Annotated in this window: 14 protein-coding genes; 5 read left to right on the top strand and 9 right to left on the bottom strand. The window is 49.5% G+C overall.

Annotated features, from left to right (window positions below; translation table 11 throughout):
• Positions 1–281: 281 nt before the first annotated feature.
• From QWY30_RS12360 to QWY30_RS12350, 3 genes are read left to right on the top strand one after another with little or no spacing between them, the layout of a single operon-like run.
• Positions 282–548 carry a DUF1488 family protein gene (locus tag QWY30_RS12360; RefSeq protein WP_290241484.1) on the top strand — a complete coding sequence of 89 codons (267 nt, stop codon included), beginning with the start codon at positions 282–284 and terminating at the stop codon, positions 546–548.
• Positions 549–562: 14 nt separating this feature from the next.
• Positions 563–1,360 carry a substrate-binding periplasmic protein gene (locus QWY30_RS12355; RefSeq protein ID WP_290241481.1) on the top strand — a complete coding sequence of 266 codons (798 nt, stop codon included), beginning with the start codon at positions 563–565 and terminating at the stop codon, positions 1,358–1,360.
• Positions 1,361–1,363: 3 nt separating this feature from the next.
• On the top strand, positions 1,364–3,283 hold the full coding sequence (locus tag QWY30_RS12350) for a diguanylate cyclase (RefSeq protein WP_290241480.1): 1,920 nt from the start codon (positions 1,364–1,366) through the stop codon (positions 3,281–3,283).
• Here the strand turns inward: QWY30_RS12350 and QWY30_RS12345 are convergent.
• Both QWY30_RS12345 and QWY30_RS12340 read right to left on the bottom strand, forming a co-directional pair.
• On the bottom strand, positions 3,280–5,946 hold the full coding sequence (locus tag QWY30_RS12345) for a putative bifunctional diguanylate cyclase/phosphodiesterase (protein WP_290241478.1): 2,667 nt from the start codon (positions 5,944–5,946) through the stop codon (positions 3,280–3,282). The two genes, QWY30_RS12350 and QWY30_RS12345, sit on opposite strands and share 4 nt — an antisense overlap.
• Positions 5,947–6,025: 79 nt before the next feature.
• Positions 6,026–7,276 (bottom strand): ABC transporter substrate-binding protein, encoded by a 1,251-nt coding sequence (locus QWY30_RS12340; RefSeq protein WP_290241476.1) that lies wholly within the window; start codon positions 7,274–7,276, stop codon positions 6,026–6,028.
• A gap of 105 nt (positions 7,277–7,381) precedes the next feature.
• Between QWY30_RS12340 and QWY30_RS12335 the strand changes: the two genes are divergently transcribed.
• On the top strand, positions 7,382–8,665 hold the full coding sequence (locus QWY30_RS12335; protein ID WP_290241474.1) for a malonyl-CoA decarboxylase: 1,284 nt from the start codon (positions 7,382–7,384) through the stop codon (positions 8,663–8,665).
• Here the strand turns inward: QWY30_RS12335 and QWY30_RS12330 are convergent.
• The gene (locus QWY30_RS12330) at positions 8,662–9,588 is read right to left on the bottom strand and encodes a patatin-like phospholipase family protein (RefSeq protein WP_290241472.1); all 927 of its coding nucleotides are present in this window, start codon (positions 9,586–9,588) and stop codon (positions 8,662–8,664) included. The genes QWY30_RS12335 and QWY30_RS12330 overlap by 4 nt on opposite strands.
• A gap of 163 nt (positions 9,589–9,751) precedes the next feature.
• On the opposite strand from QWY30_RS12330, the gene QWY30_RS12325 reads away from it, so the two are divergent.
• Entirely contained in the window at positions 9,752–10,732 is a 981-nt protein-coding gene (locus QWY30_RS12325) for a tripartite tricarboxylate transporter substrate binding protein (RefSeq protein WP_290241470.1), read from the top strand.
• 49 nt (positions 10,733–10,781) lie between these two features.
• Here the strand turns inward: QWY30_RS12325 and QWY30_RS12320 are convergent, their stop codons facing one another.
• From QWY30_RS12320 to phnD, 6 genes are all read right to left on the bottom strand, one after another.
• Positions 10,782–11,315: a phosphonate degradation HD-domain oxygenase gene (locus QWY30_RS12320; RefSeq protein WP_290241467.1), complete on the bottom strand. Its 534-nt coding sequence runs from the start codon at positions 11,313–11,315 to the stop codon at positions 10,782–10,784.
• Complete coding sequence (gene phnX / locus QWY30_RS12315) at positions 11,312–12,145, bottom strand: phosphonoacetaldehyde hydrolase (protein WP_290241465.1); 834 nt, start codon at positions 12,143–12,145, stop codon at positions 11,312–11,314. The genes QWY30_RS12320 and phnX overlap by 4 nt, the downstream gene beginning before the upstream one ends.
• 1 nt (position 12,146) lies before the next feature.
• Positions 12,147–13,277 (bottom strand): TIGR03364 family FAD-dependent oxidoreductase, encoded by a 1,131-nt coding sequence (locus QWY30_RS12310; RefSeq protein ID WP_290241463.1) that lies wholly within the window; start codon positions 13,275–13,277, stop codon positions 12,147–12,149.
• Positions 13,264–14,163 carry an iron-containing alcohol dehydrogenase gene (locus QWY30_RS12305; RefSeq protein WP_290241462.1) on the bottom strand — a complete coding sequence of 300 codons (900 nt, stop codon included), beginning with the start codon at positions 14,161–14,163 and terminating at the stop codon, positions 13,264–13,266. Before QWY30_RS12305 ends, QWY30_RS12310 begins: the two co-directional genes overlap by 14 nt.
• A 179-nt stretch (positions 14,164–14,342) precedes the next feature.
• On the bottom strand, positions 14,343–15,158 hold the full coding sequence (gene phnE, locus QWY30_RS12300; protein ID WP_290241460.1) for a phosphonate ABC transporter, permease protein PhnE: 816 nt from the start codon (positions 15,156–15,158) through the stop codon (positions 14,343–14,345).
• Positions 15,155–16,102: a phosphonate ABC transporter substrate-binding protein gene (gene phnD / locus QWY30_RS12295; RefSeq protein WP_290241458.1), complete on the bottom strand. Its 948-nt coding sequence runs from the start codon at positions 16,100–16,102 to the stop codon at positions 15,155–15,157. The genes phnE and phnD overlap by 4 nt, the downstream gene beginning before the upstream one ends.
• Positions 16,103–16,107: the final 5 nt, after the last annotated feature.

Here is a 16,107-nt window from a genome sequence, read left to right as displayed (position 1 = left end):
TTTGGCTGAGATGTTTGTAGCTCATAAGGTGACTTTGACTTGGCGGTCTGGAAATCTGAGATGCTAGAACACTCTCAGCCAACCCGCCCAATTAATCAAAGTTGCACTTCGTACTTGAAACCACCTTTTCTTTAAATGTAACTAATTTCATAAAATACGATTATGTATAGTTTGGTTACAATTATCTCAGTTATACTTAGTTGCGTAATTGGTTGCAACGAAGGTGTACGCGCGTACTCCAAAACTTTACTTAACAAATGTGCGCCCGGGGGTGACAAGGCATGAAAATTGAATTCATTGGACCAGCCGTCCGGGCCGAGGATGACGGCGTATTGTTCTTGGCGCATGTCGATGGACGCAAGATCCAGTGTCATTTCACTTTCGAGGCGCTCGAGGATATTGATCCGGATAGCCTTCAAGAAGATCCTCTCGCGCAGTTCGACGCACACAAGCTCAAATTGCTATCCATTGCGGAAGACAAGTTACTAAAAGGCATGGCGATCGCAGACCGTCTGAGTGTTTACACCAGCGACTTGCGTCTGGATTGATCACGCTGGCGGCCATGAAAACGAAGATTCACAAGTTATGTTGGGTCGTTGCCCTGATCGGTGCCTGTCTGACGGCGACTGCGCGTGCGGATGTGTTGTCCGAGGTCAGGAAAAGCGGTGAGCTCAAGGTATGTATCTGGCCCGAATATTTCGGTATCAGCTATCAAAATCCCAAGACACGCAGTTTGCAGGGCATCGATATTGATATGTCTGCAGCCTTCGCTGCCTATTTGAGTGTCAAACTTAAGTACGTACTGACAAATTTTGCCAAGGTGATGCAAGATGTCGAGTCAGGGGTCTGTGACATCGCGATGATGGGTGTGGGTGTGACGCCTGATCGTCAGAAGTTGGTGGATTTTTCGGCGCCGTATTTACGCAGCGATATTATGTTCGTCACGACAAGATCGAACAAAGTCATTCATAAAATAGATGACATCGATCAGCCAGGGATTGTGATCGCGGTGCAAAAGGGCACCTTGATGGAAAATTTTCTCGCTAAAAATCTCAAACATGCCAAGCTGAAAGTCACCACTGCTCCAGGCGAGCGCGAAAAAGAGGTCGAGTTGGGTCGTGCGGATGCGTTTGCGACAGATTTTCCTTACAGTCAGCGCATGTTACTCAACACCGATTGGGCACGTGTGATCGCGCCCACCAAGCCCTGGGAATTGACCGATTATGCGTATGCGGTCAAAAAGGGTGAAGCGAAATGGCTGGCGGAAATCAACGCTTTCCTGAGTAAAGCAAAATCAGATGGTAGTCTCGAAGCTGCTGCCAAACGAAATAATCTGCTGCCGATCCTCGTCAAGGATTAAACGTTGGAACCCAACCAGACACTAGCTCTTCGGCCGCGTGTCGCACGAAATCTATTTCTGCTGGTTTGGTTGACACTGCTTTTACTGTTGTTGAGTTTTTACCTGTATGCCGGGCATCGCGCCGAAGTTGCTTTCGAGCGCAACCTGATCCATTCCTCGACCACTAAAGCACTTGTGCTTGACGATCATATCGATCGTTCGTTTGCAGGAGTCTTTAGCAAACTTGTCCTGGTGCAAGCCCTCTCGGAGGTTTTGCCAGGTAACCCTGCAAGCATAGACCCCGGTGAATTAACCAAACTGATAGACGAAGACCGCTCGGTGCGGAGCTTATCTTTGCTGGATCGTCAGGGAAAAGTCCTCGCGAGTTCAAACCCGGAAAACATTGGACTGGCTGTACGCGAGTCGATATTCGGTTTCAATATTGATCAAGCTGCTGCGGTGGATGTGCCTGCGCCGCTTTTGTCTCCCGTCCAGCCTTATCGGGACATCTATGATCTCGTCTCGCAAAAGCCCTCTACGACACAAAAACTGATGCTTGCTTCGCTTGCGTTCAAAAAAGAGGGTCAAGCCATGATCTGGGTGGCAACGGTCAACCTTGGACTCTTTGAAAACTTGTGGGAACGCCTCGGGCACCACGAGGATACTGAGATCGCATTGCTGGATTACAAGGGTAAGGTGTTGTTATCCCATCATTCGCAAGAAATCGATCAGGAAAAGTTAGCCGCCGAGTTGTTGTCGCGTGTTGAAAACAGGCAAATTGGTTATTTTAATTTTGGAAAAAATAATCAGTTTCTGGTGGTTTATCGCGCGACGAGTCAGCATCCAAAGATATTTGTCACGATTTCGAATCGCCAAGTCCTGAGTGCGCCTTTGATTGAGGAGAAAAAAGAGCTACTCCAGATTACGCTTGCATTGGCGGGAGCGTTTTCGATTTTGTTCTGGTTTATCTACAGTTGGTATCGACGCTATGAAAAAGCGGTCACCTACTCAAATAATTTGTTGAGAGGAATTACCGCGCACGTGATGATGACGCGCTCAGATCTCGAGGGTTCGATCATCGAGGCCAATGAGCCGTTCTTAACAGTGACAGGCTATACCCTTGAAGAAGTCCTTGGTAAGAATCACCGTATTTTCAATAGTCATATGCAATCCGCCGAGTTTTATCAAGGACTCTGGAGCACCATCACAAGGGGAGAAATCTGGAAGGGTACGTTTCGTAATAAAACCAAAAGCGGTCATCTGATCTGGGTCAATGCGACGATCATTCCCTATCGTGATCAGTGGGGCAAGGTTTTGCACTACACGGCGTTGTATAGCGACATCACCAAAGCGATCGAGATTTCCGAGCGTTTCGAGCGTGAGCGTAAACAGCGCGAATCCTTGGAGCGCATAAACAGTGCTTTACGTACTGATCTCAACCTGGACCCACTCACGCATCTTGCCAATCGCCGCGGACTTGATCAGTTTCTCGAGCAGTTACAGTGTCAGCCTGATGTGGCTGATGCGCCTATTTCGGTCTTGATGTTGGATTTGGATCATTTCAAATTCGTGAATGACACCTGGGGACATGAGGTTGGAGACGAAGTGCTCAAGGAGCTTGCGCGACGCTGGCTTGAACAAATCAGATCCTCGGATATGCTTGTGCGCATCGGTGGCGAGGAGTTTGTCGCCGTACTTGGAAGAACCAATCAAAAGAGCGCCGTGATTGTGGCTGAAAAAATCAGAGTGGCAACCGAGTCTATGCCTGTCACGCTCAAACGGGAAAGCGGTATCTTGACCGTACCGATTACGGTAAGCGTGGGCATTGCGACAGCACCTAAGATGACAGGCACCGATTTCAAACAACTCTATCGCGTTGCTGATGAAGCCCTGTATGAGGCCAAACGCTCTGGACGTAACTGCGTGCGTAGTCGAAGCACCTAGAGGTTAGGTCCACTTCTGGTTGAGTCCACTTCTGGCTGAGTCCATTTCTGGCTGAGTCCATTTCTGGCTGAGTCTTGTTCTAAGGGCTCTATATATTCGTCAAGCTTGAGTATCTCTGCCAGTGGTATCGCTTTTGAAAACAAGTAACCTTGACCGAGGCGACAGCCATTATTAAGCAGTTCCTCACGCTGGTATTCGGTCTCAACGCCTTCTGCGATGATTTCAAGGCTGAGAGACGAGCCTAGCGCAATGATACTTTTGACGATTTTCTGATTGGCACGATCTTCGATATCACGCACAAAGGAACGATCGATTTTGAGCTTTTGGAAAGGCAAATTGCCCAGTCGTGACAAGGATGAATAACCCTTGCCAAAGTCATCAATCGCCAATTTCAAACCCATGCCTATGAGCATTTGCAATTGGATGTGAAGCTGGATTGACTGTGTATTGTGGGAGAGTTCGGACTCGGTGAGCTCCAGAACAATCCCGTCCAGACAATCATCATTGACCTCCAGACGATCGGAGAAAAAGGTCGTGATTTCACGTTTGACGAAAAAATGCGGGGAGATGTTGACCGCAATCGAGGCATGTGCAAAGCGGGCATGGATTTTTGGTTTGTCAGCTAACACCCTGTCCAGAATTGCAACCGTCACAGCGTTGATCAGGTTGGTTTGCTCAGCAATCGAGATAAACTCTTCGGGAGACATAGGACCTAGCTCAGAGTCCGTCCATCTGGCCAGCGCTTCAAATCCGATGATCCGACCTGTGGCAAGATCAACGCAGGGCTGATAGTGAGGCACAATCAGTCCACGTTTGAGTGCGTCGGTAAGTTTTTCATGAACGGTGTTCAGACGTTGGGCGCGGGCCTGAATATGCTTGCTGTACCAGACAAGTTGCGAGCGTCCAGTCTCTTTGGCGACACGCAGCGCCATGTCCGCGGCTGTCAGTAATCCATTCAAGTCTTGGGCGTCTGCAGGGTAGCTTGCTGCGCCCGCACTAAAGCTCGTCTGGATCAGTCGAGGCTCACTGATCCCTGCATCGAGTGTAAAAGCGTGTGACATTTGCCGCAGGTCCCTGACAAGGAAAGGCATGTTCTGGGTGTTTTGTATCAGCGCGATAAACTCGTCACCTGAACGACGGCAAAGAAAAGTCCCTGGGGGCAAACTCGTATCAAGATATTCGCTGAGTTTAGTGATGGCTAGATCACCCTCTTCGTGTCCATACTTGTCGTTGATCATCTTGAGGTTATCAAGATCGATGAAAAGCAGCGTGCAAGAAAAGTTTTTATCGGGATGATCAAATAAAGGCGTGATGTGATCGACGAACGCTCGATAATTGGGCAGTCCGGTCAGTTGATCGTTGTAACTCAGTTCGCGTAATTGGCTTTCAGCTTGTTTGATCGGGCTAATGTCAGAGAATAGGGCGACATTGCCCAAGTTTTTCCCATTCTCGGCACGTAGCCTAGATGCGGACAGCATGACAGGAATGAGTTGGCCGCGGGCATCTTTGAAATATGTTTCCCCTCTCCACTCACCGGTTCGTTCAATACTTTGGGCAATATGACTTTGGGATGATCCGTCGCTGATGGGCGCATTGTTCACATCTCTGTAGAGCATGCCGGATTGCTGTCCCAGAAGGTTCTCCTTCTGATGGCCTGTCATTTTGAGAAGAGCTGGATTCACATCAATGATGTGACCTTCCATATCGGTGACCATGATGGCCTCGGCGGCATGATCAAAAATTCTCGAAAACGTTAAAAGCTGTTTGTTGAGCGACTGTTGTGAACTCAGAATTTGCTGCAAAGACTGAAAAAGGGAGGATATTTCATCGTTATGACCATCGCTTTCAATGTTTACTTCTTTGCCTGCGACAATCTCTCTTGCGCGTTCGAGCAGAGAGTTCAGTCGCATCGTCGTCGATCGTGCAAACGAGATAGACCATTTTTTGAGTTGATGCAGCAATAACCAACCAGCCGAGAGCATCAAAAGAAAACCAGATACGATGATCAGGAATGAGTAGAGGGCGGATTGCTCGACTGTGACATTGAGTTCAATCTTTTGGTTTGGACTGTTCACCGTGAAATCAATATGAGCGTGCTGCAGCCAGAAGTCCTCTCTGGATGGCGTGGATGGCATGTTCTGGGTGCCAAGGTGGACGGCAACGTCTGGCGGCAATCCCAGTGTTTCGACAAGCTTACTCAGGTCAAAACTGATCAGTAAAAATCCAAGAGGCGAATCTGAAAAAGGAGCATTGACCACGACGGTCGTAAAAAGAGTGCTTTGATGCCGATCGAGGGTCTGCATCGCATAGCGGGGCTGACTCGATTGCACTGTTTCCTGGATGACTGCTTGGACCTTAGGGTTTTCTAATGAAATTGTGCGACTGTCGATCACAGGGCGACCGCGGTAATCCAGAAGTTCTATTTTATGGATCACACTTTGGTTGATTTTCAGTAGCAGTGGTTCCAGGTAGGCTTCTCGTCCAGTTGAGTCAGTCAGCGCAGTCCACAATAGTGAAGATCCCGCCAGAGCAGTCGCATCCCGGATTGTTCCCGAAACCTCAGTACTCACCTTGGTTTTGACCAGTTCTTGTGCGTGTTCGAGTTTATTGACACGGTAAATATACAAGCTCACGATCGCGATCGTGAGAATTGTCAATGCCATGAACGACAGGGACCAACCGACAATTCGAATCAGTTTGTTTTCTATCTGTTCTTGCAGAGAATATTTGATTCGTGTCATCTTAGGGCAACGGTACAAGACCACCCTCAGGTGTGAGTTTGACGAAAATCACGGAGGAGGCGTCGAGTGCGTCATGTCGAGTGGACGTAAATGCAGGCGCGTATTTTTTAATCGCTCCATCGTAGGTCGGAAGTTTCTCGAGCGCTGCGCGTACGTCCTCGCCACGCGTGCTTTGCGCGATATCCACCGCAAGTGCGACCAGACGCGCCGCATCATAGGCTTGTGCAATGCCAACCGGACTCGGGATATCTGCGACATTTTTATAACCGCCCGCCTTCATTGCGGCGTTGGCGAGTTTGACCGCTAATGGTCTCGTGTTGTTGACAAAAGTGAAAGTCTGGATCACCTCAAAGCGGACCTCGTTGAGGTCTTGCCCGACTAGCTCATGGAGAATGCCGCCTACGGTGCCCCAGTGGGCAATAACCGGCAAGCGTTCACTCTTTGGACGCCGGGCGATTTCCTTGATCAGGATGGCAGCTTCGCGCTCATTACCAACAAATAGCAACGCGCGGGCTTCGTTTTTCAAGCATTGGGCATACGATGCCTCGAAACTGCTGTCACCCCAGTTGTACCAGCGGATCACAGGTACGGCCAATCCCAGGTCGGCTGCCTGATTTTTGATCACGGCGTCTGACGAGCGGCCCCAGGCGGTGTTGGGCAAAATTGCGCAAGCAGTCGATACTTTTAATTGCGTAACGATGCGCTTGATCATCGCAGTGACACCCCAGCTGTCTTTGAGGGACACTCTGAAAGCGTAAGAGGGGTCGTAACCGCTATCAGTAATTTGATCGGCGGAGCCCCAGACGCTGATGATCGGCATGCGCAATCGGTGGGCTTCTTTGAGGGACTCAACTGTAATGGGGCTGTACTTACCACCAAAGACAGTCACCATATCTTTTTGTTGAGCCAGTTCAATGAAATTGTCTTTGCCGCGGGCGGTGACACCTTTGTTATCCGTGGTGAGCAACTTCAGCGGCCGACCACCCAGTACGCCACCGTTGGCATTGATGTCTTCGATCGCCTGACGCAAACCAAATTCAATCGCACCGGCTGCAGTATTGGTTTTTTGACCATATGCGCCATCGAAACCCAGATACACGGGTGGGGCGTCTTCACGCGTGGTGGACTGGGCTGATGCGTGAGAAACAAAAACAAACGCATTCAGGAGCGCCGCACACACCAATAAGCTTGCGTGGCTTGCAAGCAGTTTGAGCCCGGTTCTTTTTTTAAAAGGAAGGGTTGGATCACGCATCAGAACGTATGACGGTATTTTGTCTTTGGACACATATGGAAAGAATCGATAGTCTTGTAAATCATGTTAACTTGAATTTGACGCCAAAATTCGGAGAATTGCCTGATGTTTGAACGGTTTATCAAGGGTCGCTCATTAGAGCTGGCCAAAAAGACAGCCTTGCATCTTCTCTCAGAGAAAGGCGAAACCAATGCTCAAAGTATGGCAACCAAGTTACTGGAGACTTTTCATTCACTGGATCGCGCGGATCAACTCAGTTTTTTTGAGTTTATGGCGGCAAGTTTTAGTCCCGACCCCCGTGCCGTACTGGCGGCTGCCCAGCGATATGCGGATAAACCCGACCATACGAGTCTGAGCAATTTGTTTCGGACGGTTGAACCTGCCCGCCAAGAGTTGCTGAGGCGTCTGAATCGCGGGGTAGGGGGAACCCATGCCATCGTCCAGATGCGCGAACGTTTACTGGGTCACTTGAAAGCGCATCCCGGACTCAAGTCCGTTGATTCGGATATTCAGCATGTTTTTAGCTCCTGGTTTAATCCCGGATTTCTTGAATTGCACGAGATCACCTGGTCTTCACCCGCGATCCTGCTCGAAAAAATCATCAAACACGAGTCAGTTCATGCCATCGATGGCTGGGACGATCTGCGCAGACGATTGCAACCAGACCGCCGGTGTTTTGCGTTTTTTCATCCACAGTTACCCGGCGAACCGCTGATTTTTGTCGAGGTTGCCCTGGTTCCCGCGATCGCGCGGGAGGTTGGATCATTGCTCGATAAAAAAGCAGAGCCACTTGAGCCTAAAAAGTTTAAAACCGCAATTTTTTACTCAATCAGCAACTGTCAGCCTGGTCTCAAAGGCGTGTCGCTCGGAAACTTCCTGATCAAGCGGGTCGCGGAAAAAATTCAGCAAGAAATTCCCTCGGTCAAAACATTCTGTACGCTTTCGCCCATTCCGGGCTTTACCAAATGGCTGGACTCCGGTGTCAACGCTGAGCAATATGACCTGACGCCTGCCAAGCGCGCGAAAGTCGCTGATTCCTTCAAACTACTGCGTGCAAAAGGCCAACCATGGGCCAAGACACTTGCCGCGGGTTGGTCCAGCTTGAATGCGAACGAGGAGGAAAAAGCTGCACTTATGCGTTTGTGTTTTATTTACCTGACGCAAGAAACTTGCAACAAAGAGGGTGACGCCGTGGCAAAGTTCCATCTCTCCAACGGCGCCCAGCTCTACAACATCAATTGGGCGGCAGATTTATCGAAAAAGGGCGTGGCCCAGTCCAGCAGCCTGATGGTCAACTACCTCTACGAATTAGATTCAGTCGAAAATAATCATGAGGCTTTTGTGAACAAAAACGTGATTTTTGCCAAGAGCTTGGAAAAGCTGGTTTAGGACTTTGCGTCAAGGTTCAAAAGCTTTCTGAGAGCGGGTAGCATGTCTCTCGCTGCTTTTTCGCCCGCCTCAATGGCATGACCGCCCCGATGAAAATCCATCGCGGCGATGTCGGCCAAATCCGGGCGAATCATCAAATCCGCGGGTTCGTGCGCAAGCCTGCCTTCAGAAATTTGAAGTTGCATGATGTTTAGGCTTGTCGTGAGCACATCGAGCATCGAGGGTAGGTCAGAACCATTTCCTGCGCTCTGTGGGTTTCTGCTAGTGGGTCTGAATCTACCAAGAATGGCTTCCACTACATTGCTGGTGAGCGAAGGTGTGCTCACAGACTGTGCCGGGTGTTCATTGCCATCCCCCGAAATCCGGCTTCGTCTGCCGACCAGATTCCAGTTCAAATCCACCGCGATGACGATTTGCGCACCCATCGCCCTGCATAGGGAGACCGGGATGGGATTGACGAGACCGCCATCGACCAGTAGGCGTCCGTCCTTCATTTGCGGAGTAAATAAGCCAGGCAGGGCGATCGATGCTCGCACGGCCTCGATGACCTTTCCTTCTTTTAACCAAACTTCATTGCCGTTGGCGAGGTCCGTCGCAACGCAGGCAAATTTCTTTGCAAGATGTTCGATGCCCTGATCATTGAATTGCTTGTTGAAAAAGTCGACCAATTTGCTGCCTTCGATCAGACCCCCACCCATCCTCAGATCGATCAGGTTGATCACGGCTTGCCAGTCTAGTGTGTTGACCCAGTTGTGCATGCGTTCGAGCTGACCCGCTGCGTAAGCGGCACCGACGAGCGCTCCGATCGATGTGCCACACACAATCTGGGCAGAGATACCGGCGCGCTCAAGTTCGCGCAGCACGCCGATATGTGCCCAACCTCTTGCCGCGCCGCTACCGAGCGCCAGACCTATCGAAGGCATAGATGTTGTCAAAATGAGTCCGTTTAAAAAAACCATAAACATCATAAGGATAACCGCATCAACCTAGGGTTAATCGGTAGTCGTTCAGCACGCTTATGGGTATAAACTAACAATTCAGGAAAGCTGATAGTGCTTTCAAATCAAATTGAGCAAGGAGTTAAAAGTGGTAAATAAACTCATTCGTCATGTCGGATTCGCCCTGGGTGTGTTGGCTGTCGCAGCCTCCCCGATTGCATCCGCACAACAATGGCCGACCAAGCCAGTGACTTTTGTTTCCCCGTTCCCTCCAGGCGGCTCTGTTGATCCGCTTGCTCGTTTGTTCGCTGCCAAACTGTCCGAAGCGTTGGGCCAGCAGTTCATCGTTGAGAACCGTACGGGCGCCTCGGGTTCAATTGGAACAGGTTATGTCGCGAAAGCGCCTGCGGATGGCTACACGTTTGTGTTCGTCTTTGACACGCATGCGACCAACCCCTATTTGTTGCCCAAGATGACGTACGACACCATCAAGGACTTGACACCCGTCATGCTGGTGGGGACTGCTCCGATGGCGTTTGCGACATCTCCTTCCAAGCCCTACAAAACCTTCACTGACTACGTCAACGCCGCCAAAGCTAAACCCGACACGCTGAGCTATGGTTCAGTCGGTAGCGGCAGCCTAGGCCATCTGGCGATGACGTTGCTCCAGAAAGACGGCAGCTTTAAGGTTGTGCACGTCCCCTACAAAGGTGGCGGTCCAATGTCTATCGACATCATGGGCAGCCAGATCGATGGCGGTATCGGCTCCATCGCTGTGCTGGGCAACCACATCCGCAGTGGCAAGATGCGTGCTTTGGCTGTGACGAGCGAGACCCGGGCTCCTTCGTTGCCAGACGTCCCCACCATGGCAGAGCAGGGATTCAAGGGCTTTTCCGCTGAAGCCTGGTGGGCGGTTTACGCGCCTGCCGGTACTCCCAAGGCAATTATTGACAAGCTGAATGCTGAAATGGTCAAAATTACCAAGCAGCCAGATGTTTACAAACAGTTGACCGAGACACAGGGCATGAACCTCAAGGCCAGTACACCAGAAGCGCTGGCTGCCTTTACCCAGTCCGAAATGGATCGCTGGTCCAAGGTGATCAAGGAAAACAACATCAAACCTGACTGATCTTCAGCGGTGATGATGCGATTGCAAACGCCCCTTTTGGGGCGTTTTTTCATCGCGCGATGGTTCTCGCCATTTCGAGAAAATAATGAAGAGATAGCGTTTTTTTTCCAGAAATTTTGGCTTGATCGTCCCAAGCTCTGAGTTTCAAAGCGTCATCTGAATATGGGCTTTCAATGAAATCATTCAGCTGGGTCGAATTCAATGCACCGCCTTGAAGTGACAAACTGCGCCTGGAGTCTTCAGACAGTTTTTCATAATACATGCTGTCCAATGCGCAAAGCGCTCTTTTGGCGTCTACATGCATGCGTATGGGTAGGCAGACACTAGGGGGGAATAAGTCTTTTAGGAAATGAGCCGCAAAATATTGGTGCTGGTCATCTATGCCTCTCATGCTTGGGGTGTCGCCCCTAAGGTTTAATAAATGACCAATATCATGCAGAAGCGCTGCGGTGATAAGTTCGACGGAGGACTCAGCCTCTAGTGCCAACATCGCGGTCTGTAAAGAATGCTCCAGTTGGGTCACGGCCTCGCCCGCATATTGAATGTGGCCTGACTCATGAAAGAGCCTTTCTATTGTCTTCATTCGGCTGACTCGTAATGTGACTTTAACCGTAGCGTATCGATTTCCTTGAGAATTTTGGGTAAATCAGCAACGGTATCAATTAGAAAATTGGGTTTCCCTTTTGAAAGTTTCTCGGATACTTGAGTCCGGATCAAATTTTTTTCATCTTCATTTAGACTGTGCCATTCTTCGTGCGTCAGGCCGACTTCGTTGCCACTCGCAATGACTCCAACTGTCCAGCAACCACTGTTGTATCCCTCAAGCAGACCAGGCACGGTATCGTCAACTTTGATAACCGATGTCGCTGGCCAGACATTAAGATCTAAAAAGCATTGATACATGCCTAAAGGGCTGGGACGTGATTCTGGCAAATCATCGGCACACACCAGGTTGTCGGGCGTAAAACCTTGTTCTTTAACAAGTGGTAAGACAACATTCATGATCTCTCTGTTGTAGCCAGTGGTTGTTCCGACCTTAATCCCTTGGGTTCTCAAGATTTCAAGCGTTGACAAGAATCCAGGAATCAGCTGAGAGTGATCCATAACTGAAGCAGCGTTCATCGGGGTAAAAATAGCGTAGAGCTCGTCTGTGTCTTTATCGGTAAAGGGACGATTGAATTTTTGTTGCCACTGCTGATTTATGTGGGGAAGATTTCCAAGTGCATGGATATGTTTCCATTTGGGCAACCCCATCGGACCTCGGGCGTCTTCGATGCTGAGCTCGATCCCGTATTCTCCAAACAGTCGTACAAAAGCTTGCATAGGCGCATGACTGCCAAAATCGATAATCGTACCCGCCCAGTCGAATACAACCGCGCTAATACTTGGATTTTTATAAACGTGATTAGTCAATTCATATTCCCCATTGATCGATAACTTCTTCGGCAATCCCAAAGGCTGTGCTTGCCCCAGTTCCGCTGATCACGCTTACCACGCGAATATCATTATTAGGTGAAATGATCAGCGCATCATTGTCTGTCTGGTCGACTGGATATTTTCCGGTCCAACGATGCGTGACGCGATATTCATCCAGAAGAATGGTGCGTTGGAGTTGGTCGAGGATAAGCATGTCGACAGATTCTTGAGCAAATGGCTCAACATCCGAAACGGGGTGGTGGGAGTCGCCTACAACTAAGCTACCATCCTCGCTTTGTACAGCAATCAGGTGTATGCCAGCGTCAAGGCTGGGTTTTTCCTCGAGCAAGAGTCGATCTAAAAGAGCTTGATGACAATTTAACCCGGTGTATCCCGCATAGCGTACTAGACTCAAATCTGACATGACGGCAGCGTGGAGCGGGAGAGGGCGTGATGGTTGGATCCTTAGCATCTGGAGCTGGGTGTGAGTCAGACGGTGAGGTGCTAGATAGGGCTCGGCAATACCGCTCAGTTCAGTACCGGGGCACAAAATCAGTTTTTCAGTATGAAAAATATTGCTAGCTGTTCGTAACTGGGGAAGATTAATTTCCAGAAGTTCATGACCGAAAAAAAAGTCAACACCCATTTCTTGACTGAGCCACATGGCAAGCTGACCGATAGCATCTTTGGACTCGACGCGTAACTCCTGCGGACTGTAAAGACCGCCAAGAGCATGCTCGCTCCTGATTTCCGGAAAACGTTGACACATAGTTTCTGCGCTCAACAAGCTACAGTCCTGTCCCATTTCAGTTTGCTGAAAAGATTCCAAGATTTCAAGAGCCTCGAAACGCTGACCGACAACGATCAGACCCTGGTGGCAAATCGGAATGCCGGCTTTAGGCGCGACCTCAGCCCATAGCTGTCTTGAACGCATCGCGCGTCGCCACGTATCGCCTGCGCGTTGCCCGGTGACGGTGATAAATCCAAAGTTTCTGACAGAGGCACCGATGCATCGATGATTTTTTTCTAAGACCGCGACTCGCAAGCCTTTTCTGCTAGCCATCCAAGCGTGAGCTAAACCGACAATGCCTGCTCCCGCTACGACCACATCGTATTTAGTGGAATGCATAGAGGCGCTCCGCAGTCACAAAATTCTTGCCACGCGTTGAATTTAAAGCTGCCTGAATCCGAGCATCAATGCTTGGACTCTTATCATTCAGTAAAACAGGCTGATAACCGAGTTGAATAAGCCATTCTTGAAGTTCCCATTCATCATTGATGATAGGCTCCATTGCTGCGCGTAAATAAATGCCAAGTTCTTCAGACGATTCGCGAGCGAGTTTGTAGACCCGGGGAAGCCATTTGGCACAAGCTTCACCATGAGAAATGCCCTGTACAAGCGTATCCTCATAGGAGAGGGCATGGACAAGAGCAGTCTCGGTTAAAGCCATTGCCTGGCCCGCCCAAAGAGCAGCTTGACTCATGTCGGATCTCAGCGTGATGTCGTGAGGATGATCAACAAGGCCTGGCAAGGCACGGGTAATTTGTTGAGCCGCGGACATCGCGAATGCGAACGCTTTTGGCACGCGCTTTCGATTCCAGATTGACTCAAGAGCGTGCGCAAGGGCGTCTACCCCGCTGTCGCGCGTGACAACCCAGGGAGCAGTCAAACAAAGTTCAGGGTCGATTACGGCCCAGTCTGCAGTTGCAGCGCTACCAAAAAAAGAGTGCTTAGAGCCATTTTGCAGATTCCAAAGCGTTGCTGTGGAAGAGACTTCGCTGCCAGTTCCTGCAGTGGTTGGCAGCAGCAGGAGAGGGCAGGCGACAAAGTCCTCTATGTGATTGGCGCGATCCAAAACACTCAGGATAGACGCATGAGGGGGCAATGCAATGCGCATGGCTTTCGCTAAGTCCAGCGTGCTTCCGCCTCCGATGGCGATCAGAGTGGGAAGATCCCTCCCGGAGTGACGTGTCCAAAATTGATCTCGCATCCGATCGGTGAGATCAATCGTCATGAGCCCATCAGGACAATATAAAATTTCTTTTAGACGCGAGCCAAACATGAGACGTATTTCTGCTATTAGGGACCTGCTTGCGTGGGCATGTAGCAGGATGACAACAGGTCTATCCCCAGTTAGATTCGGCAAGCTGTTGCGTGCTCCGATACTGAACAAGATTTCTGGTTTTAATTCGTTCATGTCACACGACTCCTCAGATAGGCTGAAATGACATCAATGAGAGTGACGGTTCCAACTAATATGATCAGAACAGCACATGTTTCTGCATATTGAAAGCCGCGTATCACTTCATACAAAATCACGCCAATTCCACCTGCGCCGACCATACCCACAACAGAGGCAGAACGGACGTTAGACTCAAATCGGTAGAGGCAGAAAGAAATCCACATTGGCAAAACTTGTGGAAGAACGCCAAAAACAATTTCTGCGAGTTTTGAACCACCAGCCGCGCGGATTCCCTCTACGGGCCTGGGATCTATCGCTTCAACAGCTTCGGAAAATAATTTGCTGAGCGTTCCGGTTGTGTGTACAAACAATGCGAGTACGCCTGCAAAAGGGCCAAGGCCGACTGCGACGATGAAAAGTAATGCGAATACCATCTCGTTGACGGCACGCAACGCGTCCATGACACGACGTAAAGGTTGATATACCCACGACCGAACAATATTGGAAGCGCAAAGCAATCCCAGTGGTATTGAAACTAATACGGCTAATAGAGTTCCCCAAAAGGCGATATGGACGGTGACAATCATCTCCTTTAGGTAGATACGCCAGTCCAGAAAATTAGGTGGGAAAAAATCCTTGGCAAGTGTGACGATATTTCCGGAATCCCGAATCAAATCAACAGGTCGGATTTCGGCACCTTGCCAAGCCCAAGCCAGCATCAGGAACGCGAAAAACCAGCCTAGGTAATAACCCAGGCCGGGTCGTCCCGCACTTGCGCGTGCTTTGACACGCTCAAGTGGAGTCTGATGAGCGTATTCTGCTGTCATTGGAGTTTAGCGAGAGCTTGATCGATCTCTTTAACCTTTGCGTCTTTTTCAGCCTGATTCATGCCAGCAGAGGACAACACCTTTTGTCGGTCTTTGAAGAGTTCGAGTTGACGGATGGGTTTGAGCTGGTCGTTGTTTGATGCTCTGAAGCCGCCATAGTTATAGATATTTTTCAGGATTTCTTTCTCTTGAGCATCTGATTGAGCATATCCCAATACAAACGTGCGTAATTTTTCCTTGATGGCGGGATCCAAATCTTTACGCCAGACAAAGGGGTCACTCGGTATGAGTGGACTGGTCCAGATGACTCTGAGTTGTTCGAACAGTTCGGGTTTCGTCGCCTTTAATCGACCCATGTCTTCGGTGTTGTTGGTCGCAACGTCAAGTTGCTTGGCCAGGACCGCCTGAATATTTGCACCGTGACTGCCGTTTCGGACAGATTTGAAGATCGCCCGGGGATCGACTTTTCGTTCAGAAAAAACGTAATACGTAGGAACTAGAAATCCTGATGTTGAATTTGGGTCGCCAATACCAAAATTCACATTTTTTGAATTCTTAAATACGTCGTCCAGCGTTTTGTAAGGCGAGTCCTTATGCGTAATCAATAAGGCCTCATAACCATAGCTACCGTCGGCGTACATCAATTGGGCAAAGATTTCACCATTGGCTCGATCAACTGCTTCCATGGCAGCTTTGTTTCCGTACCATGCAACCTGAACTTTGTTAAAGCGCATGGCTTCGATGACGCCTGCGTAGTCAGTTGCATAGAATGATTTAACCTTCAAGCCCGTTTTCTTTTCCATATCCTTAAAAAATGGTTCCCATTTCTCGCGCTGAGCAGAAGCTGAGTCTGTCGCGATGATTCCAAATGAGATTTCTTGTGCGAGCACGATCGTGCTGGATATTGCCAAGCAGGCGGAAGCGATGAGATGACGAATTTTCATAAAAA

The organism is Zwartia panacis (assembly GCF_030410395.1).
In the GTDB taxonomy this organism is placed as follows: domain Bacteria; phylum Pseudomonadota; class Gammaproteobacteria; order Burkholderiales; family Burkholderiaceae_B; genus Zwartia; species Zwartia panacis.
Note: the sequence above shows the minus strand (reverse complement) of the source record. Positions and strands in the feature narration are given on the sequence as shown.

Bases quoted from the DNA above. Each gene is read 5' to 3' on its own strand.
- QWY30_RS12360 (WP_290241484.1), top strand. From the start codon at position 282: ATGAAAATTGAATTCATTGGACCAGCCGTCCGGGCCGAGGATGACGGC.
- QWY30_RS12355 (WP_290241481.1), top strand. From the start codon at position 563: ATGAAAACGAAGATTCACAAGTTATGTTGGGTCGTTGCCCTGATCGGT.
- QWY30_RS12345 (WP_290241478.1), bottom strand. From the start codon at position 5,946: ATGGCATTGACAATTCTCACGATCGCGATCGTGAGCTTGTATATTTAC.
- QWY30_RS12340 (WP_290241476.1), bottom strand. From the start codon at position 7,276: ATGCGTGATCCAACCCTTCCTTTTAAAAAAAGAACCGGGCTCAAACTG.
- QWY30_RS12335 (WP_290241474.1), top strand. From the start codon at position 7,382: ATGTTTGAACGGTTTATCAAGGGTCGCTCATTAGAGCTGGCCAAAAAG.
- QWY30_RS12330 (WP_290241472.1), bottom strand. From the start codon at position 9,588: ATGCCTTCGATAGGTCTGGCGCTCGGTAGCGGCGCGGCAAGAGGTTGG.
- QWY30_RS12320 (WP_290241467.1), bottom strand. From the start codon at position 11,315: ATGAAGACAATAGAAAGGCTCTTTCATGAGTCAGGCCACATTCAATAT.
- QWY30_RS12310 (WP_290241463.1), bottom strand. From the start codon at position 13,277: ATGCATTCCACTAAATACGATGTGGTCGTAGCGGGAGCAGGCATTGTC.
- QWY30_RS12305 (WP_290241462.1), bottom strand. From the start codon at position 14,163: ATGACGATTGATCTCACCGATCGGATGCGAGATCAATTTTGGACACGT.
- phnE (WP_290241460.1), bottom strand. From the start codon at position 15,158: ATGACAGCAGAATACGCTCATCAGACTCCACTTGAGCGTGTCAAAGCA.
- phnD (WP_290241458.1), bottom strand. From the start codon at position 16,102: ATGAAAATTCGTCATCTCATCGCTTCCGCCTGCTTGGCAATATCCAGC.